Genomic DNA, 20532 nt, shown 5'->3' with positions numbered 1-20532 from the left:
AGACCTGCGCGACGATCAGGCGCAGCAGTTCAGGCGTCACGGGGCGGCATCGTCTCCGTCGATCGCGGACGGCAGCAGCGCCTGCGATTGCGCCTCGGGCAGCGCCTCGACCTGGCGCAACGCGCGGTGCATGACGTTGCTGCGCGTCTGCGCCTGGTCCAGCGTGTTGAGCACCGTCTGCGTCTGCGCCTTGACCTTCGACAGCACGTCGCCGAACTTGCCGAACTCGGCCTTGACCGCGCCGAGCACCTGCCACACCTCGCTCGAGCGCTTCTCCAGCGCCAGCGTGCGAAAGCCCATCTGCAGCGAGTTGAGGATCGCCAGCAAGGTGGTCGGCCCGGCGAGCGTGATGCGGTGCTTGCGCTGCAGGCCCTGCATCAGGTCGGGCCGACGCAACACTTCGGCATAGAGGCCTTCGGTCGGCAGGAACAGGATGGCGAAGTCGGTGGTGTGCGGCGGCTCGATGTACTTCTCTTCGATCGTGCGCGCTTCCAGCCAGATGCGCGCTTCGAGCGCGCGGCCCGCGACCTCGGCGGCGAGCGGATCGGCGCGCTGCTGCGCGTCGAGCAGTCGCTCGTAGTCTTCGTTAGGGAACTTGGCGTCGATGGGCAACCACAGCGGGCCGCCCTCGGCAGTGCGCCCGGGCAGACGGATGGCGAAGTCGACCGAATTGCGCGTGCCGGGCCGGGTCGCGACCTGGGCTGCGTACTGGTCGGTCGTGAACACCTGTTCGAGCAGCGCGCCCAGTTGCGCCTCGCCGAAGATGCCGCGTGTCTTGACGTTTGTCAGCAGGTGCTTGAGGTCGCCCACGCCCTGCGCCAGCGTCTGCATCTCGCCGAGCCCGCGGTGCACCTGCTCGAGTCGGTCGGCCACCTGCTTGAAGCTTTCGCCCAGCCGCGCTTCGAGCGTGCTCTGCAGCTTTTCGTCAACGGTCTTGCGCATCTCGTCGAGCTTGCCGGCGTTGCTTTCCTGCAGTTGCGCAAGCTGCCGCTCCATGGTTTCACGCACCTCCGACAACCGCTTCGCGTTGGAGTCGCTGAGGCCTTGCAGCTGTGTGTTGAGCGTGGTCGCGAGCGTCTGCTGCAGCAGCGTGAGTTGCTGCGCGAAGGCGTCGAGCTGCGCGTTTTGCGTGCGCGTGGTCTCGGCGCTTTGCAGCAGCAGCGATTTCTCGAAGCGCGCGAAGACTTCCGCGGTTTCCTGGCGCGAGCCGCGCGCGCTGTCGCCGATCTCGCGGCGCAGTTCGCGCTCGGTGCGCTCGTGACCGGCCGAGAGCGCACCCAGCAATTCGGTGTGATCGGGGCGCGGTGCGCGGCGCGCGAGCAGCCAGATCAGGAGGACGAGCTGGACCACGCCCAGCCCGATAGGGACGAAAAGAATCGAATCAAAGTTCAAGAAGGGCGTCTCTGCAGTCTGTCGGGTGATGCGCTATGCCGTTAACACCGGCGTCACGGGCGTCTTCGGTCCCTTTCCGGTGAGGAAAGAGATCAGGTTGTCCGCGGCCAGGTCGGCCATCGCGCGGCGCGTGGGCACGGTCGCGCTGGCGATGTGCGGCGTGAGCACGACGTTCGGCACGGCGAGCAGGTCGGGATGCACTTTCGGCTCGCCCTCGAACACATCGAGGCCAGCGGCAGCGATGCGCTTTTCTTTCAGCGCGACGGCCAGCGCGGCGTCGTCGACGATGCCGCCGCGCGCGATGTTGATCAGCGTGGCGGTCGGCTTCATGAGCGCGATTTCGGCCGCGCCGATGGTGTGGTGCGACGCGGCCGAATACGGCACAACGAGCACGACGTGGTCGGCGGTTTGGAGCAGCGCCTCCTTGCTGACATAGCTGGCCTTGCAATCCGCCTCGAGCGCTGCGTCAAGCCGCGAACGATTGTGATAGATCACCTTCATGCCGAAGCCATGCGCGCCGCGCTTCGCGATGCCCTGCCCGATGCGGCCCATGCCGATGATGCCGAGCGTGCTGCCGTGGATGTCGGAGCCCGAGAACATGTCGTAGGACCACTTCGTCCACTGGCCGGCGCGCAGAAAATGCTCGCTCTCGGTCACGCGACGCGCCGTGGCCATGAGCAGCGCAAAGCCGAAATCGGCCGTGGTTTCGGTAAGAACGTCCGGCGCGTTCGTGCCGACAACGCCGTGCGCGACCATCGCGTCGACATCGAAGTTGTTGTAGCCGACGGCCATGTTGGCGCAGATCTTCAGCAGGGGGCAGGCGTCGAGCAGTTCGGCATCGATGCGCTCGCTGCCGGTGGTGAAAACGCCCTGCTTGCCTTGCAGCCTGGCGATCAGCTCGGCCTTGCTCCAGCTCTCGTCGTTCGGATTGGATTCCACTTCGAAGTGTTCTTCGAGCCGCGCGATGGTCTCGGGAAAGATGGCGCGTGCGACCAGGACTTTGGGTCTGTTCATGGATGTAGCTCAGCGAAAAAACAGGAAGGTGGTGACGATGAAGAGCGGCACCAGGATGGCACCGGACCAGGCCATGTAGCCGAAGAAGCTCGGCATCTTCACGCCGCGGTCTTCGGCGATGGCCTTGACCATCAGGTTGGGCGCGTTGCCGATGTAGGTGTTGGCGCCCATGAACACCGCGCCGGCGGAAATGGCGGCCAGGGTCGTTGCGAAGGTCGTCATCAGGGCTTGCGCGTCGCCGCCTGCGGTGTTGAAGAACACCAGGTACGTCGGTGCGTTGTCGAGGAACGAGCTCAGCACGCCCGTGGCCCAGAAATACATCGCCGGGTCGGGCTGGCCGTCGGCACGCGTCACTGCGGCAACCACCACGCCGAACGGCCCGTCGGTGCCGGCCTTGAGCATTGCGATCACCGGTGCGATGGTGAGAAAAATGCCGGCGAAGAGCTTTGCCACCTCGGCCATCGGACCCCATCCGAAGTTGTTGTCCGCATGGACCTTGCGCGCGGTGAGCGCGAGCGACAGCAACGTGATCGCCACCAGCCCCGCGTCGCGCAGCAAGCCCGGCAGCCCCACCGCCGTGCCGTAGACGTCGAAGGTCACCGGCGACTTCCAGAGCCCGCTCATCAGCACCAGCCCGACGACGCCGCCGAGCAGCGCGAAATTGACGGTGCCGTCGAACCCGATGCTTGCGGTGTCGGGCGTGGGATCGGCCGGCAGCACGCCTTCCTTCGCGTAGTAGTGGCGATCGATCAGCCAGAACAGGGCCAGCAACACCACCAGCAGGAACGCCGTGTCCGGCAGGATGTTCTTCGCGGTCCAGAAGAAATCCACGCCCTTCAGGAAGCCGAGGAACAACGGCGGGTCGCCCAGCGGCGTGAGCGATCCGCCGATGTTCGACACGATGAAGATGAAGAACACGACCACATGCACCTTGTGCTGGCGGTTGTCGTTGGCGCGAATGAGCGGCCGGATCAGCAGCATGGATGCGCCCGTCGTGCCCATCACGCTCGCGAGCAGCGCACCGATGGCGAGGATCGCGGTGTTGAGCCCCGGCGCGCCGTGCAGGTTGCCGCGGATATGGATGCCACCCGCCACCGTGTAGAGCGCGGTGAGCAGCACGATGAACGGGATGTATTCGGCGAACAGCGCGTGCACGAGTTCATGCGAAGCCGAAGACGCGCCGAACAGCGCCGCGAAGGGCACGAGGAAAGCCAGCGACCAGGCCGCGACGACCTTGCCGTAGTGGTGATGCCAGAACGCCGGTGCGGCGAGCGGCATCAGCGCGATGGACAGCAGCAGGCCCGCAAAGGGAACGCCCCAGAAGGGAGACAACGTGGCGCCGTTCATCATGCGATCTCGAAGACTTGCCGAAGATAGGCCAGGTACTTTTCGTCCTCGCACATGTTCTTCGATGGGGTGTCGGACAGCTTGGCCACGGGTTGGCCGTTGCACCTGATCATCTTGATGACGATCTGCAGCGGCTCGTAGCCCAGGTCGTTGGTGAGGTTGGTGCCGATGCCGAACGCCAGCTGGCAGCGCCCGCGGAACTGCTGGTACAGCTCGATGGTGCGCGGCACGGTGAGGCCGTCGCTGAAGATGAGCGTCTTGGTCTTTGGATCGACCCGGTTGGCCACGTAGTGCGCCAGCATCCGTTCGCCCCACTGGAACGGATCGCCGCTGTCATGGCGCGAACCATCGAAGAGCTTGCAGAACAGCAGGTCGAAGTCGCGCAGGAACGCGCTCATTCCGTACACGTCGGACAGCGCGATGCCGAGGTCGCCCCGGTATTCGCGGCTCCACATCTCGAAGCCGAAGACCTGGCTGTCGCGCAGCCGCGGACCGAGCGCCTGACAGGCCTGCAGGTATTCGTGCGCCATGGTGCCGAGCGGTATCAGGCCGAGCTTCATGGCGTAGAGCACATTGCTGGTGCCCGCGAACTGCGGCGAGTTGCCGTCGCCCGACCTGGACGGAACCGACACCGACACCGCCCCCAGGCGCGCGCTCAGCGTGCGCAGCACCTCTTCGTGCCACGACTTCGAGAAGCGGCGGCGAGTGCCGTAGTCCGCGATCTTGAGATCGCCCAAGCCGTCTTGCTGCAATTGCGAGATCTTGGCTTCGAGTCGTTGCCGGCCTTGCGCGAGATCGGGCGTCCTGGCGGTGTTGCGAAAGTAGACCTCGTTGACGATCGCGAGCACCGGAATCTCGAACAGGATCGTGTGCAGCCAAGGGCCCTTGATGCTGATTTCGATTTCCCCCGAAGCCTGCGGAACGATGCTGATGTATTTCTCGTTGAGCTTGAAGAGACCGAGGAAATCGACGAAGTCGCTTTTGATGAAACGCATCGACCGCAGGTAGGTCAATTCGGCGTCGCGGAACTGCAGCGAGCACAGGTCGCGCACCTCGTCGCGGATCTCGTTGGCGAACTGCGCAAGGTCGACGCCGGGGTTGCGGCACTTGAAGCGGTACTCGACCTGCGCGCCCGGAAAGTGGTGCAGCACGACCTGCATCATCGTGAACTTGTAGAGATCGGTGTCCAGCAGGCTTTGAATGATCATGGTGCGGCGTGCATGTCTCTCGTTGGTGTGTGCGTTCGATTATCACGGGGGTCGTCGGCGCGTGCCTACGGCCCCTCGCCGGAGCGTCCTACCGCCTCTGCGAACACCCCACGCGACATTTCTTCCACGGCGGCGACAGGTCGCCGTTTCAACCCAAGCAAAGGAGAACGCGTCATGAACAAAGACACCATCGAAGGCAACTGGAAGCAGCTCAAGGGCAAGGTCCAGGAGCAGTGGGGCAAGCTGACCGACGACGATTTCGACGTCGTTGCAGGCAAGCGTGACCAGCTGCTCGGACGCATTCAGGAACGCCATGGCGTCAGCCGCGACGAAGCCGAAAAGCAGGTCAAGGACTGGGAAGCACGCGATGGGCGTACGCCCGACGCACTGTGGTTCGAAAAGGTCTGACGCCGTTCTGCCTGACTGAAAAACGATTCAATAACTTAACGAGGAACTTCTCATGAAAAAACATCTTCTTGCCATCGCCATCATGTCTGGCTGTCTGGTGGCCGGCCAGGCCAGCGCCATGACCAAGGACGAATACAACGTCGCCAAGGAAAAGATCGAAGCCGATTACAAGGTGGCCAAGGCCAAGTGCGACACGCTGAAGGACAACGCCAAGGACGTGTGCGAAAAGGAAGCCAAGGGCACCGAGAAGGTCGCCAAGGCGGAGTTGGAACAAGGCTACAAGCCCAGCGCCAGCCACATGAAGAAGGTCGCCGAAGAAAAGAACGACATGACCTATGAAGTCGCCAAGGAAAAGTGCGACGACCAGACGGGCGACGCCAAGAGCGCCTGCGTGAAGCAGTCGAAGGCTGACCACGACAAGGGCAAGGCCGACATCAAGGCCATGAAGAGCTAAGCTTTTCCGCCTCGATAAAACGGCGCCGCAAGGCGCCGTTTTTTATGGCGTCGTGAGTTCGTCGACCACGCGCCGCAATGCATCGGGTAAGCGCACGGGGCGATGCGTCGCACGATCGACGTACACGTGCACGAAGTGGCCCTGCGCCGCTGCGGTTTCCGATCCCTGGGCAAAGAGGCCGATCTCGTAGCGCACGCTCGAATTCCCTGCCTCCGCCACCCGGATGGCCGCCTCCACGGTTTGGGGAAAGGCCAACGGCGCGAAGTAGTTGCATTGCGTCTCCACCACGAAGCCGATCGTGCTGCCGCTGTGGATGTCGAGTGCGCCCCGTTCGATGAGCAGCGCATTCACCACCGTGTCGAACCAGCCGTAGTACACGACGTTGTTGACGTGGCCGTACATGTCGTTGTCGGCCCAGCGCGTCGGGATGGTGCGAAAGGCGCAGTAGCTGTTGCGGAGATTGGGTTGCGGTCGGGCGATCATGGCGGCGGATTTTGCCAGTGCGGCCCCTTTTAGGAAGCCCGCTCTAAATTGCTGCATAGCAGCAAAAACCGCTTGCCCACGCCCGTCAGCTGCCTATACTTCAGGCCATGCTGCACCGCAACATAAGCGACCTGACAGCGTAACAGTCACGTACTTTCAATCATCCTCCGGAGAACACCATGGCACTGACCGCTGACCAACTCATCGCTTCGCAAAAAACCGCTCTCGAAACCATGTTCGGCCTGACCACCAAGGCGTTCGAAGGCATGGAAAAGCTGGTCGAGCTCAACGTGACCGCCTCCAGGGCTGCACTGAGCGAAGCCGCCGGCACCGCCCAGGCCGTGATGAGCGTCAAGGACGCCAAGGAACTGATGGCACTGCAAGCCGCCATGTTCCAGCCGATGGCCGAAAAGACCGCTGCCTACAGCCGTCACCTGTACGACATCGCGCAGGGGACCAGCGCCGAATTCACCAAGGCTTTCGAAGCCAAGGCCGCTGAAACGCAAGCCACCCTCGTCGGCATGGTCGACAGCGCTGCCAAGAATGCACCCGCCGGCTCGGAAACCGCCGTCGCCATGATGAAGAGCGCCGTCGCCGCTGCCAACAACGCTTTCGAATCGGTTCAAAAGGCCGTCAAGCAAGCTTCCGACGTCGCTGAAGCGAACTTCACTGCTGCGTCCGCGCAAGCCATGAACGCTGCGAAGACCGCAACTGCCAAGACCAAGCGTTAAGCCACAAGTTGTCTCCTTGGGTCTTCACGGACCCAATTCAGGCCCCGTCTCCGGACGGGGCTTTTTTTTGGCCCGCGTCCGTATGATCGACCGCTTCATTCAGCAGGAGACATCCACATGCAGATCGCAGGCAAGGTTTTCATCGTCACCGGGGGCGCTTCGGGCCTCGGTGAAGGCACGGCACGGATGCTGGCGGCCAACGGCGCCAAGGTGGTCGTGGCCGACATGCAGGCCGACAAGGGCGCGGCTGTCGCAGCCGACATCGACGGTGTGTTCGTGAAGTGCGACGTGAGCCAGGAGGCCGACGGCCAAGCCGTCGTCGCGGCCGCCCTGCAGATCGGCAAGCTCTTCGGCCTCGTCAACTGCGCGGGCATCGCACCGGCCGAAAAGACGGTCGGCAAGAACGGCGCGCATGCGCTCGCGGTGTTCGCGAAGACCGTGACCGTCAACCTCATCGGCAGCTTCAACATGATCCGGCTCGCGGCCGAGGCCATGAGCAAGAACGACCCCGAATCGACCGGCGAGCGCGGCGTGATGATCTCCACCGCGTCCGTCGCGGCCTACGACGGACAGATGGGCCAGGCGGCCTACTCGGCGTCCAAGGGCGGCGTGGTCGGCATGACGTTGCCGATCGCACGCGACCTGGCACGCAACGGCATCCGCAACATGACGATTGCGCCCGGCATCTTCGGCACGCCGATGCTGTTCGGCATGCCGCAGGATCTGCAGGACGCGCTGGCCGCGAGCGTGCCTTTTCCGTCGCGCCTCGGCACGCCGGAGGACTACGCCAAGCTTGCCAAGCACATCATTGAAAACGACATGCTGAACGGCGAGGTCATTCGCCTCGACGGCGCGATCCGCCTGCCCCCGCGCTGACGTTCAACCATGGCGGTGGCTCGCCGCACTAAACGCCCAGGCCACCGCCCACCGGCTCGCTGCTGCCGGTGCGCTCCAGCCGCTCGTACTGTGCGATCACCTGTGCACCGAAGAGCACCAGCGTGGCGGCGATCTCCAGGCTGAGCAGCACCACGATCGCGGTGGTGAGCGAGCCGTACACCACGTTCACCTGCGACAACGAAGAGAAGTACCAGACCAGCACGCGGCGCGTGACTTCCCAGAGCAGCGCCGCTGTCACACCGCCGAGCAGTGCGTGGCGCCACGACAGCCGGCCGACCGGCATCACCAGGTAGAGCGAGGTCAGCATGAAGATTTCGCCGCCGAGCCCCAACAAGTACAGCAGCACGCCCGAGACGCCCGACAGCGACCAGCTGTGGTCGAACAGGTCGACCGTTTCCTGTCCGATGAGCTGCAACGCACCCGACACCAGCGTGACCAGCAACAAGCCTGCGCACAGGCAGGCGATGTACACGTAGGGCAGCACCACGGACAGCAACGCGTGCCGTTTGTGCTCGGCCTTGCGGTGGTGGAAGATCACCGCCATGGCCGACTCGAGCACGGTGAACGCGAGGGAGCTGAAGAAAATCATCGTCACCAGCAGCACCGGCCCGAGCACGTCGCGGTGGTCCAGAAAATTCGACAGCTCGGTCACGATCGCCTTCGACTGGCCGGGCAACAGCCATTCGAGGTAACGGCCGATGGTCGAGAGCAGTTCGCGCTGATCGAGGAAGTGCGACAGCGCCATCACGCTCACGATGAGCAAGGGCACGATCGACAGCAACGCGTAGTAGGCGACGGCACCGGCCAGCAGCAAGCCCTGGTTGGCGCGAAAAGCCTTCAGCGCATCCCACACGAAGCGCAACGGATGGCGCAGCAGGGGTGCGGCATGGCGAGCGGCCTGGTGCAGGGGTTTGCGTGTCATGCACTCATTTTGCCGGGTGGCTGCGTATCATCCACGGCTCCCGCCCCCATGACCATCCCCGCATCTTTCATCCAGGAACTCATCGCGCGCGCCGACGTGGTGGAGATCGTCGGGCGCTATGTGCAACTCAAGAAGGCGGGCGCCAATTTCATGGGGCTCTGTCCGTTCCACGGCGAGAAATCACCGTCGTTCTCGGTCAGCCCGAGCAAACAGTTCTATCACTGCTTCGGCTGCGGAGTGCACGGCAATGCCATCGGTTTCCTCATGGAACATGCCGGCATGGGCTTCGTCGAAGCGGTGAACGACCTGGCCGGTCAATACGGCCTGCAAGTGCCCGAAGACGACGCCTCCCCCGCCGAGCGCGCCCGCCTCGCCGGCCAGCGCGCCAAGCAGGCCACGCTCACCGATGTGCTCGAAAAGGCCGGCGAGGCCTATCGAAAGCAGCTGCGCAACGCACCGGGCGCCATCGACTACCTGAAGGGCCGCGGCGTCTCGGGTGAAATCGCCAGGGCATTCGGCATCGGCTACGCGCCGGCGGGCTGGCGCGCACTGGCCAGCGTGTTCCCCGACTACGACGATCCGTTGCTGGCCGAGAGCGGCCTCGTCATCGTCAACACCGAGGACGGCCAACTCGACGAGAGCGAGGCCAGACGCTACGACCGCTTTCGCGACCGGGTGATGTTCCCGATCCGCAACGTCAAGGGCGAGTGCATCGGCTTCGGCGGCCGCGTGCTCGGCGATGAAAAGCCGAAGTACCTCAACTCGCCGGAAACGCCGGTGTTCAGCAAGGGCCGCGAACTCTACGGCCTCTACGAGGCGCGGGCGGCCTTTCGCGACAAGGGCTACGCGCTGGTCACCGAAGGCTACATGGACGTGGTCGCGCTGGCGCAACTCGGCTTTCCGAACGCGGTGGCGACGCTCGGCACCGCCTGCACGACGGAGCATGTGCAGAAACTCTTTCGTTTCACCGAATCGGTGGTGTTCAGCTTCGATGGCGACGCCGCCGGCCGCCGCGCCGCGCGCAAGGCGCTGGACGGCGCGATTCCTTATGCCACGGACGTGCGCAGCATCAAGTTCCTGTTTCTGCCGGCCGAGCACGACCCGGACAGCTTCATCCGCGAATTCGGCGCCGACGCGTTCGCGCGCTTCGTGGCGGAGGCGACGCCGCTGTCGCGCTTCATGCTCGAGGCGGCGCGGGAAGGCTGCGAACTCAGCACCGCCGAGGGCCGCGCCCACATGACCAGCAACGTGCGCCCGATGTGGAACGCGATGCCCGACGGCGCGCTCAAGCGCCAGCTGCTCGGCGAAATCGGCACGCTGGTGCAATTGAGCCCGCAGGCGCTCGGCGAGCTGTGGGCAGCGGCGCCCGCCGCCGCGTCGGCGCGCACGGCGGCGCCGCGCGACGACGCGTCCGACGGGCCGGATCGCCTTCAGAACGAGGGCTGGAAGCGTCCGGGCGATGGGCGTTGGCGCCCGAAATCGGCGCCCTACCGACCCGCGCCCGGCGGCCGCGTGCTGCCGCTCGGACGGCCGGACGTCGCGATCCGGCTGCTCCTGTCGAACATGGCGCAGTGGGAAGGCCTGTCGCACGAGCTGCATTCGATGCTGTGCGACCTGCCTGGCGAGCACGGCCGCCTGTTCGCCTGGCTCGACAGCCAGTTGCACGAACACGGGGTCCAATCCTGGGCGGCGCTGCGCGAAGGTCTGCGCGAGCAATCGTTCGAGACGCTCGCGGTTCGCCTGATGACCGGTCCCGACGGCGGGCCGCTCGGCGACCCGGAAGGCGAACAACTGGCCGACGCCGCACGCGAACTGGGCAGCGTGCTCGACTTCATGCTGGACGACCGGCTGAAAGCCCAGCAAAGCGAAGCGATCGCTGCCGTGGGGAGCGATCCGCTGGCGCTGGAGCGCTACAAAGCGCTCGAGGCGCGGCGGCTGGTACTGCGCAGCCGGCTCAAATCCAGCACCGACAACGCTTGAAATACCGCTATCCCGCTATAATGTAGGGCTTCGCTACGAGCGAATTCGGCAAGAGCGACAGCAACACCTCCGGGCCGGCCCCATGCGCAATGCACTCCCCACTGTGGGAACGGGCCAATACACCGCAAGGATTGCATTCCAAATGTTCGCCCGACATCTTGCCGTTGTGCTTTGACTTTTGAGGAACTCGTTTCCTCAGTTCCTCCTGTCTGCCTGCACCGGGTTTGTGGTGCTTTGTGATTCCGCTTGTTTTTTCTCTTGATGTCCGAGGTCGTATGCCCAGTTCAAAGAAGCCTGCCGTGTCCGCCAGCAAATCCGCTGCCAAAAAACCGTTGAAGACGGCTGTCGCACCCCGTGCGACCGCCAGCAAAACGGGGGCCGCCGCGTCCAAACCGGCTGCCGCAACGAAAGTGAAAACCTTGCCCACGACGAAATCGAATCCTTCCGCGGACCTCAAGAAGCCCGCCGCCACCGCTGTCGCATCGACGACCGCCGCACCCGCCGCCAAGAAAGTCGGCCGTCCGCCCAAGGCTGCTGCAGCCGATGGTGCCGCTGCACCTGCCACCGGCGCCAAGCGCGGCCGCAAGCCCAAGGCCGGCAGCGATGACGCGTCCGCCAACGACGTCGACATGTCCGACATCGAAGACGACCTGGCCGGTGAGCCCGTCGTCGCGTCGACCGAAGAAAAGGTCAAGCCGCTGCGCATGAAGATCAGCAAGGCGAAGGAACGCGCCTTGATGAAGGAATTCGGCCTGGACGAAACCGTCCTCTCCGAAGAAGACATGGCCAAGCGCCGCTCGCGCCTGAAGACCCTGATCACGCTCGGCAAGACGCGCGGCTACCTGACGCACGGCGAAATCTCCGACCACTTGCCCGACAAGCTGGTCGACGCCGAGACCATGGAAGTCGTGGTCACCATGCTCAACGACATGGGCGTGGCCGTCTACGAGCAGACGCCCGATGCGGAAACCCTGCTCCTGAACAACACCGCGCCGACCGCCGCGACCGTCGAAGAAGCCGAAGAAGAAGCCGAAGCCGCGCTCTCCACGGTGGACAGCGAATTCGGCCGCACCACCGACCCCGTTCGCATGTACATGCGCGAAATGGGCACGGTCGAGCTGCTGACGCGCGAAGGCGAAATCGAAATCGCCAAGCGCATCGAAGGCGGCCTGATGGCCATGATGGAAGCGATCTCCGCATCGCCCGCCACCATCGCCGAGATCCTGCGCCAGGCCAATGAAATCCGCGCCGGTATCGGCAAGGCGGTCATCACGACCTTCGTCGACGGTTTCTCCAACCCCAACGAGGCCGACGACTATGTGGCCGAAGAAGACTTCGACGAGTTCGATGCCGAAGACGACGACGACGGCAAGGGCGGCTCCAAGGCGCTGACCAAGAAGCTCGAAGAACTCAAGCGCGATGCGCTCGAGCGTTTCGACCGCATGGCCGTCATGTTCGAGAAGATCCACAAGATCTACGAGAAGGAAGGCTACGGCACGCCGGCGTACGCCAAGGCGCAAGCGGCCCTGAGCGAAGAGCTCATGACCATCCGCTTCACCGCCAAGACCATCGAGAAGCTGTGCGACATGGTGCGCAACCAGGTCGACGACGTGCGCAAGAAAGAGCGCGAGCTACGCCGCATCATCGTGGACAAGTGCGGCTTCCCGCAGGAAGACTTCATTCGCGATTTCTCGGGCTACGACAAGAACGGCAAGCGCGTGCCGTCGCACCTGCTCGACCAGAAGTGGGTCGAAAAGCAAGCCGCCTCCGGCAAGCCCTGGAGCGTGGTGCTGGCGCGCAACATCCCGCCGGTGCAGGAGCTGCAGCAAAAGCTGGCCGACATCCAGGCCCGCGTGGTGGTGCCGCTGACGCAGTTGAAAGACATCAACAAGCGCATGAACGAAGGCGAGTATTCGTCCCGCGCCGCCAAGAAGGAAATGATCGAGGCCAACCTGCGCCTCGTGATCTCCATCGCCAAGAAGTACACCAACCGCGGCCTGCAGTTCCTCGACCTGATCCAGGAAGGCAACATCGGCCTGATGAAGGCGGTCGACAAGTTCGAATACCGTCGCGGCTACAAATTTTCGACGTACGCCACGTGGTGGATCCGCCAGGCCATCACCCGCTCGATCGCCGACCAGGCACGCACCATCCGCATCCCGGTGCACATGATCGAGACGATCAACAAGATGAACCGCATCTCGCGCCAGCATCTGCAGGAGTTCGGCTTCGAGCCCGACGCCGGCATCCTGGCCGCGAAGATGGAGATTCCGGAAGACAAGATCCGCAAGATCATGAAGATCGCGAAAGAGCCGATCTCCATGGAAACGCCGATCGGCGACGACGACGATTCGCACCTGGGCGACTTCATCGAGGACAGCAGCAACACGGCGCCGATCGAGGCCGCGATGCAGGCCGGCCTGCGCGACGTGGTGAAAGACATCCTCGATTCGCTCACGCCACGCGAAGCCAAGGTGCTGCGCATGCGCTTCGGTATCGAGATGAGCACCGACCACACGCTGGAAGAAGTCGGCAAGCAGTTCGACGTGACGCGTGAACGCATCCGCCAGATCGAAGCCAAGGCGCTTCGCAAGCTGAAGCACCCGTCGCGTTCGGACAAGCTGCGCTCCTTCATCGACACGCTGTAATCAGCCACGCCCCCAAAAGCGGACTTGCCGGACCCTGCGTTCGGCAAGTCCGCTTTGTTTTGAGAGACACATGAACCCCGACGCCCAAACCCTCTGGAAAGCCCCGCGATGGGCCCTCGCCATCCTGCTCGCGGTGCTCGGCATGCTCGGTCCCTTCTCGATCGACACTTACATCCCGGCGTTCTCGGGCATCGCGCGCTCCATCGGCGCGACGCCGGTCGAGATGCAGCAAACGCTCTCGGCGTACCTGTTCGGCTTCGCGTTCATGAACCTGTTCCACGGCGCGTTGTCGGACAGCTTCGGACGCCGGCCGGTCGTTCTGTGGGGGCTGGCCGTGTTCACCCTCGCGTCACTCGGCTGCGCGCTGTCGCAAAACATCGCGCAGCTGGTGTTCTTTCGTGCGCTGCAAGGGTTGTCGACCGGCGCCGGCATCGTGGTCTCTCGTGCGGTCATTCGCGACATGTTCCCGCCGGCCGAAGCGCAGAAAGTGATGAGCCAGGTCACGATCTATTTCGGCGTGGCGCCGGCCATCGCGCCGATCGTCGGTGGCTTCCTGTTCGTGCACCTGGGCTGGCACAGCGTGTTCTGGTTTCTGGTCGCGGTCGGCGTCGTTCTGTTCACCGCCAACTACAAGCTGCTGCCCGAAACGCTGCATGTCGACCAGCGCCAGTCGTTCCACGTGCGCCACCTGATGCGCGGGTATCGCGACCTGTGTTCCGATCCGCGCTTCCTGCTGCTCGCGCTCGCGAGCGGCGTGCCGTTCAACGGCATGTTCCTCTACGTGCTCGCCGCGCCGGCCTTCCTCGGCGACCACCTGCAGCTCGCGCCCACGCAGTTCTTCTGGTTCTTCCTCATGACCATCGGCGGCATCATGTCCGGCGCCTGGGTCAGCGGGCGCATGGCCGGCAAGGTGGCGCCCAAGCGGCAGATTCGCGATGGTTTCGTGATCATGCTGATCACGTCTGTCGTCAACGTGGCGGCCAATGCGCTGTTCACACCGAACGCGTTGTGGGCCATCTGGCCGCTCGCGTTCTTCGCGTTCGGCTGGGCGCTGATGGTGCCGGTGATCACGCTGCTGGTGCTCGATTTGCACCCGGAGCGGCGCGGCATGGCGTCGTCGCTGCAGGCCGTCATCGGTTCGACCGCCAACGGCCTCGTCGCCGGCGTGATCGCGCCGCTGGTGATGCATTCGACGCTGGGGCTGGCGCTCACTTCGATCTCGATGCTCGGCATCGGCCTCGTCGCCTGGGTGTGGCTGCACCGGCGCTGGCCCGACATCGGACGCCGTGTCGCCAGCGCCTGAGTTGCTTCAGGCGCGCGTGGCGCCGTGGTAGCGGCCGGTGCCGCGCGAGAGGACCGTGTCGGTCGCCAGCACATCGCCGGGCTGGAATTCCGGCTGGCCTTCGATGCGCGCATACAGCGGCCCGAAATCGATCTGCGCGAGTTCGAGCAGACGCTCGAGGTTCTCGATGACGAAGTAGCTCTCCTGGAAATCGTCGATGCGGTAGTGCGTACGCATCACGCGTTCCAGGTCAAAGGCGATGCGGTTCGGCGAGGCATCGTCCAGCGCGAACACGCTCTCGGTGCGCGACGATGCGATGCCCGCGCCGTAGATGCGCAGACCGTCCTTTTGCTGCACCAGGCCGAACTCCACCGTGTACCAGTACACGCGCGCCAGCTTGTCGAGCACGCCGAGCTTCTGCGCACGCAACCCGCCCTGCCCGTAGGCCTGGATGTAGTCGGCGATGGCCGGGTTCATGAGCATCGGCACATGGCCGAAGACATCGTGGAACACGTCGGGTTCTTCAAGATAGTCGAGCTGGTCGGCGCGCCGGATGAACTGGCCCGACGGGAAACGCCGGTTCGCCAGGTGCTCGAAGAACACTTCATCGGGCACCAGCCCCGGCACCGCGACGACTTGCCAGCCGGTGCGCTGCATCAGCACCTCGCTCAGCCGCCGGAAGTCGGGGATTTCGTCGGCGCCGATCGGCAGGTTCTTCATGCCCTCGACGAACTCGTCGCACGCGCGGCCCGGCAGCAATTTCGTCTGCCGTTCGAACAACGTCTTCCACACCGCGTGCTCCGCCGGCGTATAGCGCTCCCAGCCCTGGTCGATGGTCCAGTCGGCACGCGCGGGCCGGGCTGCATCGCCGGCCGCGAGCCCGTGTTTGGTCGCTTCGGCGGCCAGCATGCTCAGGCCTCGGCGGCGTCCAGCACGCCGCGGCGGATCTGGTCGCGCTCGAGCGACTCAAACAGCGCCTTGAAGTTGCCTTCGCCGAAACCTTCGCTGTAGTCGCCCTGGCGCTGGATGAATTCGAAGAACACCGGACCGAGCGCCGGCTGCGAAAAGATTTGCAGCAACAGGCGCGGATGCCCGCCCTCGGTGGTGCCGTCCATCAGGATGCCGCGGGTCTGCAGGTCGGGAATGTTGTGGCCGTGGCCCGGCAGGCGCGTGTCGAGCATCTCGTAGTACACGTCGTTGGGCGCGGTCGCGAGCGGAACGCCGGCCAGCGCGAGCTTGTCGACCGTTTCCTGCAGGTTGTCGCAGATCAGGGCGATGTGCTGGATGCCTTCGCCGTTGAACTGCATCAGGAATTCCTCGATCTGGCCGCCGCCCTTCTTGGCTTCTTCGTTCAGCGGAATGCGGATCTTGCCGTCGGGCGCCGTCATCGCCTTCGAGGTCAGGCCGGTGTATTCGCCCTTGATGTCGAAGTAGCGGATCTCGCGGAAGTTGAAGAGCTTCTCGTAGAAGTCGGCCCAGAACGCCATGCGGCCGCGGTACACGTTGTGCGTGAGGTGATCGATGAGGTTCAGGCCATGGCCGGCCGGACGGCGGTCGACACCCTCGACGAATTCGAAGTCGATGTCGTAGATCGACTTGCCGTCTTCGAAACGGTCGATCAGGTACAGCGGCGCGCCGCCGATGCCCTTGATCGCAGGCAGGCGAAGCTCCATCGGACCGGTGGCGATTTCGATCGGCTGGGCGCCGCGTTCGAGCGCGAGCTTGTACGCCTTGTGCGCGTCCTTCACCCGGAACGCCATGCCGCAGGCCGACGGGCCATGCTCGGCCGCGAAGTACGCCGCGGGGCTGTTCGGCTCGCGGTTGATGATGAAGTTGATGTCGTTCTGGCGATAGAGCACCACGTCTTTCGAGCGGTGCTTGGCGACCAGAACAAATCCGAGTTGCTCGAACACCGGCTCCAGCAGACCAGGTGTCGGCGAAGCGAATTCGATGAATTCGAAGCCCATCAGGCCCATGGGATTCTCGAAAAGATCAGTCATCGGTGTCTCCAGATTCGAAGGTGGGGTGGTGAAGGAATGCTAGACCCATGGCGCACAGAATTACTGCAAGTTCGCCCGATCACCGCGTCATCGACGCAGGAATCCTGCAAGATCGAAGCCATGAACGCCACCCCCCAACTCGATGCCATCGATCTGCGCGTGCTTCGCGCGCTCCAGGCCAACGGTCGCGCCACCTACGACGAACTCGCCTCGCAGGTCAGCCTGTCTTCCTCGGCCACATTGCGGCGAGTGAAGCGACTCGAAGAGGCCGGCGTGATCGCCGGCTACGTCGCACTGCTGCGCCCCGAGCGCGTCGGCCTCGCGCTCACCGCGTACATCAACGTGCGGCTCGAGAAGCACAGCGAAAGCCACAAGCGCAGCCCGATGGACGCCTTTCGCGCGTCGATCCAGGGCTGGCCCGAAGTGGTGGAGTGCGCATCGCTCACCGGTGAAATGGACTACCTGCTGCGCGTGGTGGTCGCCGACATGGCGCACTACTCGCGCTTCGTGATGGACACGCTGCTCAAGCACCCGAGCGTGCAGGACTGCAAGACCAGCTTCGTGCTCGACCGGGTGAAGAGCACGACGGCGCTGCCGATCTAGACAGCGCGCCGCGCGCTCACGCGTTCCGCCAGATGCGCGATCAACAACCGCGCCGCCGGCGACAGCGTGGCTTCTTCGCGAAAGCAGAGCGCGAAGCGCCGCTGCGCCCACTTGTCCGTCAGCGGCACCACCTTGACGCCGAGGCTCGCGGCCACCGGCTCGGCCACTTCGCGCGGCACCACCGCGATGCCCAGGTTGGCACGCACGCAGCGCAGCGAGGCGTCGAAGGTGCTGACCACCGCGCGGTAACTCAGCGGCTGGCCCGCGATCGCGGCGGCGCGCGCCAGCATGGTGTGCACGGCCGTGGAGGCGGGAAGCCCGACGTGGTCGAAGGCGAGCGTCTGCCCGAACGCCACGCGCTTGTGCCGGGCGATCGGGTGCGACGGATGCACGACGATCGCGAGATGGTCGCGCCGGTAGCCGCGCGTCTGGAGGCCTTCGAGATCAGCCGCGTCCCAGCAGACACCCACCGGTGCGATGCCTTCGCGAATGCCGCGCACCAGGTCGCGGCTCAGCGCTTCTTCCATGTCGATGCGGATGTCGCGGTGCGCGGGCACTTGCAGGAAATCGGCGATGTCGTCGGGCAGGAACTCGGCGATCGACGACACGGTGGCGAGCACGCGCACTTGCCCTCTGACGCCGCTGCCGTACGCGGTCATGTCGCGCGCCACGCGGTCGGCGCCTGCGAGCATGGCCCGCGCGTGCTCGAGCAGGAGTTCGCCAGCCGCGGTCGGCACCACGCCGCGGCGCCGCCGTTCGACGAGCGGATGGCCTACCGTGTCTTCGAGTTGCGCGAGCCGCTTGCTGATGGCCGACGCGACGATATGGTGCAGCTCCCCGGCGCGCGCGATGTTGCGCGTCTCGCAGACGGTGACGAAGAGTCGCAGCGTGGTGAGGTCGAGATCGCGCATCGGCTTTCAGGGGGGTGACATTCCGGATAGGAACGGCAAGCGTTCCAGATTACCGCTTTTAGATTTGGATGGGAACTCCTAAAGTTCGGTGCAGGAGACAAGACATGACCCCTTCCAGCACCCGGCTGCCACCGCGCGCCGTCATTCGTGAGGTCGGCCTGCGCGACGGCCTTCAAAGCATCGCCACCATCCTGCCGACCGGGCGCAAGCGCGAATGGATCGCAGCCGCCTACGCGGCCGGCCAGCGCGAGATCGAGGTCGGCTCCTTCGTGCCAGCGCGCCTGCTGCCCCAGTTGGCCGACACTGCCGAGCTCATGGGCTATGCCAAGACTTTCCCCGACCTCTTCGTCTCGGTGCTGGTGCCCAATCTGCGCGGTGCCGAAAGCGCCATCGCCGAAGAAGCCGACCTGATGATCGTGCCGCTCTCGGCCAGCCACGCGCACAGCCTGGCCAACCTGCGCAAGACGCCCGACGATGTGGTCGCCGAGGTCGCGAAGATCCGTGCCGCACGCGATGCGGCCGGCTCGAAAACGCTGATCGAAGGCGGCGTCGGCACCGCCTTCGGCTGTACGTTGCAGGGACATGTCGACAAGGCGGAGGTACTGCGCCTGATGCAGGCGCTGCTCGATGCCGGCGCCGACCGGGTGAGCCTCGCCGACACCGTCGGCTACGCCGACCCGGGCATGGTGCGCGACCTTTTCGAAGACGCCGTGAAGATCGCCGGCAAGCGCTTCTGGTGCGGCCATTTCCACGACACGCGTGGCCTCGGCCTGGCCAACGTGTATGCCGCGCTCGAAGTCGGCGTGGCGCGTTTCGATGCCTGCCTGGCAGGCATCGGCGGCTGCCCGCACGCGCCCGGCGCGAGCGGCAACGTGTCGACCGAAGACCTGGCCTACATGCTCGGCAGCATGGGAATCGCCACCGGCATCGACATCGAGCCGCTGCTGGCGCTGCGCGCGCGCGTCGCCGAATGGCTGGCCGGCGAAACGCTGCACGGCTCGCTCTGGCAGGCCGGACTGCCCAAGACCTTTCCTGCCCACGCTCTCGCCTGAAAGCCACCATGCCCACTGAAAAAATTCTGCCGCTCGCCGGCGTTCGCGTGCTCGAGTTCACGCACATGGTGATGGGCCCGACCTGCGGAATGATCCTGGCCGACCTCGGCGCCGAAGTCATCAAGGTCGAGCCGCCCGGCGGCGACAAGACGCGCAAGTTGCCGGGCCTGGGCATCGGCTTCTTTCGCAGCTTCAACCGGAACAAGAAGAGCGTCGTCATCGACATCGGCACCGACGAGGGCCGCGCCACCGCGGCCGAGCTCGCCGGCCAGTGCGACGTGGTGCTCGAAAACTTTCGCCCCGGCCTCATGGCGAGTTTCGGCCTCGACTACGAGACGCTGTCGAAGCAGTTTCCGAAGCTCATCTACGTCACGCACAAGGGCTTCCTGCCCGGCCCGTACGAGAACCGTCTGGCGCTCGATGAAGTCGTGCAGATGATGGGCGGTCTCTCGTACATGACCGGCCCGATCGGCCGGCCGCTGCGGGCCGGCACGTCGGTCAACGACATCATGGGCGGCATGTTCGGCGCCATCGGCGTGCTGGCGGCACTGCGCGAGCGCGAGCGCACCGGTCGCGGCCAGGAAGTGCAGAGCGCGCTGTTCGAGAACTGCGTGTTCCTTTCCTCGCAACACATGCAGCAGTACGCGATGACGGGCGAGCCGCCGCCGCCGATGCCCTCGCGCGTGTCGGCCTGGAGTGTGTACGACGTGTTCACGCTGGCCGATGGCGAGCAGCTCTTCATCGGCGCGGTGAGCGACAAGCAGTTCCTCACGCTGTGCCGCGTGATCGAGGCGCCCGAGCTCGCGGCCGATCCCGCGCTGGCCAACAACGCGATGCGCGTGGCCGTGCGCCCGGCATTGCTGCAGCGCCTGGGCGAAATCCTCCAGCGCCATCGCGTCGACGAGCTGTCGCCGAAGCTCGAAGCTGCAGGCATCCCCTACGCGCCGATCGTGCGGCCCGACCAGCTCGCAGACGACCCGCACCTGAAAGCCAGCGGCGGCCTCGTGCCGATGGAGTGCGACGACGGCAGCATGACTGACGTCGTGCTGCTGCCGTTGCTGATGGGCGGCCACCGGCCCGGCGTGCGCAGTGCGCTGCCGGCCGTCGGCCAGCACACCGAAGAGATCCTGGCGGGTCTCGAAAGCCGCAAGAGCCACGTGCCCGCCTGAGACCTGAACCCTGAAAACCCACGGAGACAAA

The 20532-nt window shown here is 64.9% G+C and carries 19 protein-coding genes; 10 read left to right on the top strand and 9 right to left on the bottom strand.

Annotation, left to right across the window (positions count from 1 at the left end; all coding sequences use genetic code 11):
- Nucleotides 1-36: 36 nt before the first annotated feature.
- Genes AX767_RS16760 through pncB form a run of 4 tightly spaced genes read right to left on the bottom strand, consistent with a single transcriptional unit; the run spans nucleotide 37 to nucleotide 4961 of the window.
- Nucleotides 37-1392 (bottom strand): DNA recombination protein RmuC, encoded by a 1356-nt coding sequence (locus AX767_RS16760; protein WP_068632363.1) that lies wholly within the window; start codon nucleotides 1390-1392, stop codon nucleotides 37-39.
- A gap of 33 nt (nucleotides 1393-1425) precedes the next feature.
- Entirely contained in the window at nucleotides 1426-2406 is a 981-nt protein-coding gene (locus AX767_RS16755) for a 2-hydroxyacid dehydrogenase (RefSeq protein ID WP_068632362.1), read from the bottom strand.
- A 9-nt stretch (nucleotides 2407-2415) separates the two neighbouring features.
- Nucleotides 2416-3753 (bottom strand): sodium:proton antiporter, encoded by a 1338-nt coding sequence (locus AX767_RS16750; protein WP_335338834.1) that lies wholly within the window; start codon nucleotides 3751-3753, stop codon nucleotides 2416-2418.
- Nucleotides 3753-4961 (bottom strand): nicotinate phosphoribosyltransferase, encoded by a 1209-nt coding sequence (gene pncB, locus AX767_RS16745; protein ID WP_068632360.1) that lies wholly within the window; start codon nucleotides 4959-4961, stop codon nucleotides 3753-3755. Before pncB ends, AX767_RS16750 begins: the two co-directional genes overlap by 1 nt.
- A 174-nt stretch (nucleotides 4962-5135) precedes the next feature.
- On the opposite strand from pncB, the gene AX767_RS16740 reads away from it, so the two are divergent.
- On the top strand, nucleotides 5136-5369 hold the full coding sequence (locus AX767_RS16740; protein ID WP_068632359.1) for a CsbD family protein: 234 nt from the start codon (nucleotides 5136-5138) through the stop codon (nucleotides 5367-5369).
- A 52-nt stretch (nucleotides 5370-5421) separates the two neighbouring features.
- A complete protein-coding gene (locus AX767_RS16735) occupies nucleotides 5422-5823 on the top strand; it encodes a hypothetical protein (protein ID WP_068632358.1) in 402 nt (133 codons plus the stop codon).
- A 42-nt stretch (nucleotides 5824-5865) separates the two neighbouring features.
- On the opposite strand, the gene AX767_RS16730 is transcribed toward AX767_RS16735, so the two are convergent.
- The gene (locus tag AX767_RS16730) at nucleotides 5866-6306 is read right to left on the bottom strand and encodes an acyl-CoA thioesterase (RefSeq protein WP_068632357.1); all 441 of its coding nucleotides are present in this window, start codon (nucleotides 6304-6306) and stop codon (nucleotides 5866-5868) included.
- 179 nt (nucleotides 6307-6485) lie between these two features.
- Between AX767_RS16730 and AX767_RS16725 the strand changes: the two genes are divergently transcribed.
- Both AX767_RS16725 and AX767_RS16720 read left to right on the top strand, forming a co-directional pair.
- Nucleotides 6486-7037 carry a phasin family protein gene (locus AX767_RS16725; RefSeq protein ID WP_068632356.1) on the top strand — a complete coding sequence of 184 codons (552 nt, stop codon included), beginning with the start codon at nucleotides 6486-6488 and terminating at the stop codon, nucleotides 7035-7037.
- Between the two features lie 117 nt (nucleotides 7038-7154).
- Nucleotides 7155-7913: a 3-hydroxyacyl-CoA dehydrogenase gene (locus tag AX767_RS16720; RefSeq protein ID WP_068632355.1), complete on the top strand. Its 759-nt coding sequence runs from the start codon at nucleotides 7155-7157 to the stop codon at nucleotides 7911-7913.
- A gap of 28 nt (nucleotides 7914-7941) precedes the next feature.
- Here AX767_RS16720 and AX767_RS16715 read toward each other — a convergent pair whose 3' ends face one another.
- Complete coding sequence (locus AX767_RS16715; protein WP_068632354.1) at nucleotides 7942-8856, bottom strand: YihY/virulence factor BrkB family protein; 915 nt, start codon at nucleotides 8854-8856, stop codon at nucleotides 7942-7944.
- A gap of 48 nt (nucleotides 8857-8904) precedes the next feature.
- Between AX767_RS16715 and dnaG the strand changes: the two genes are divergently transcribed.
- The 3 genes from dnaG (at nucleotide 8905) to AX767_RS16700 (ending at nucleotide 14787) form a co-directional block, all read left to right on the top strand.
- Nucleotides 8905-10836, top strand: a complete 1932-nt coding sequence (gene dnaG / locus AX767_RS16710; RefSeq protein ID WP_068632353.1) for a DNA primase — start codon at nucleotides 8905-8907, stop codon at nucleotides 10834-10836.
- Nucleotides 10837-11111: 275 nt separating this feature from the next.
- Entirely contained in the window at nucleotides 11112-13484 is a 2373-nt protein-coding gene (gene rpoD / locus AX767_RS16705) for an RNA polymerase sigma factor RpoD (RefSeq protein ID WP_068632352.1), read from the top strand.
- Between the two features lie 70 nt (nucleotides 13485-13554).
- Nucleotides 13555-14787, top strand: coding sequence for a multidrug effflux MFS transporter (locus AX767_RS16700; RefSeq protein WP_068632351.1), 1233 nt, complete (start codon nucleotides 13555-13557; stop codon nucleotides 14785-14787).
- Between the two features lie 6 nt (nucleotides 14788-14793).
- On the opposite strand, the gene phhA is transcribed toward AX767_RS16700, so the two are convergent.
- Together phhA and hppD are read right to left on the bottom strand one after the other, a co-directional pair.
- Nucleotides 14794-15675, bottom strand: a complete 882-nt coding sequence (gene phhA, locus AX767_RS16695; protein WP_068632350.1) for a phenylalanine 4-monooxygenase — start codon at nucleotides 15673-15675, stop codon at nucleotides 14794-14796.
- Nucleotides 15676-15677: 2 nt separating this feature from the next.
- The gene (hppD, locus tag AX767_RS16690) at nucleotides 15678-16766 is read right to left on the bottom strand and encodes a 4-hydroxyphenylpyruvate dioxygenase (protein ID WP_068632349.1); all 1089 of its coding nucleotides are present in this window, start codon (nucleotides 16764-16766) and stop codon (nucleotides 15678-15680) included.
- 120 nt (nucleotides 16767-16886) lie between these two features.
- Between hppD and AX767_RS16685 the strand changes: the two genes are divergently transcribed.
- Nucleotides 16887-17369 (top strand): Lrp/AsnC family transcriptional regulator, encoded by a 483-nt coding sequence (locus AX767_RS16685; protein WP_068633797.1) that lies wholly within the window; start codon nucleotides 16887-16889, stop codon nucleotides 17367-17369.
- Here AX767_RS16685 and AX767_RS16680 read toward each other — a convergent pair.
- Nucleotides 17366-18280 carry a LysR family transcriptional regulator gene (locus AX767_RS16680; protein WP_068632348.1) on the bottom strand — a complete coding sequence of 305 codons (915 nt, stop codon included), beginning with the start codon at nucleotides 18278-18280 and terminating at the stop codon, nucleotides 17366-17368. The genes AX767_RS16685 and AX767_RS16680 overlap by 4 nt on opposite strands.
- A gap of 104 nt (nucleotides 18281-18384) precedes the next feature.
- Here AX767_RS16680 and AX767_RS16675 point away from each other — a divergent pair, with 104 nt between their 5' ends.
- Nucleotides 18385-19332 carry a hydroxymethylglutaryl-CoA lyase gene (locus AX767_RS16675; protein ID WP_068632347.1) on the top strand — a complete coding sequence of 316 codons (948 nt, stop codon included), beginning with the start codon at nucleotides 18385-18387 and terminating at the stop codon, nucleotides 19330-19332.
- Between the two features lie 8 nt (nucleotides 19333-19340).
- Entirely contained in the window at nucleotides 19341-20501 is a 1161-nt protein-coding gene (locus AX767_RS16670; protein WP_068632346.1) for a CaiB/BaiF CoA transferase family protein, read from the top strand.
- Nucleotides 20502-20532: the final 31 nt, after the last annotated feature.

This window comes from Variovorax sp. PAMC 28711 (assembly GCF_001577265.1).
In the GTDB taxonomy this organism is placed as follows: domain Bacteria; phylum Pseudomonadota; class Gammaproteobacteria; order Burkholderiales; family Burkholderiaceae_C; genus Variovorax.
Note: the sequence above shows the minus strand (reverse complement) of the source record. Positions and strands in the feature narration are given on the sequence as shown.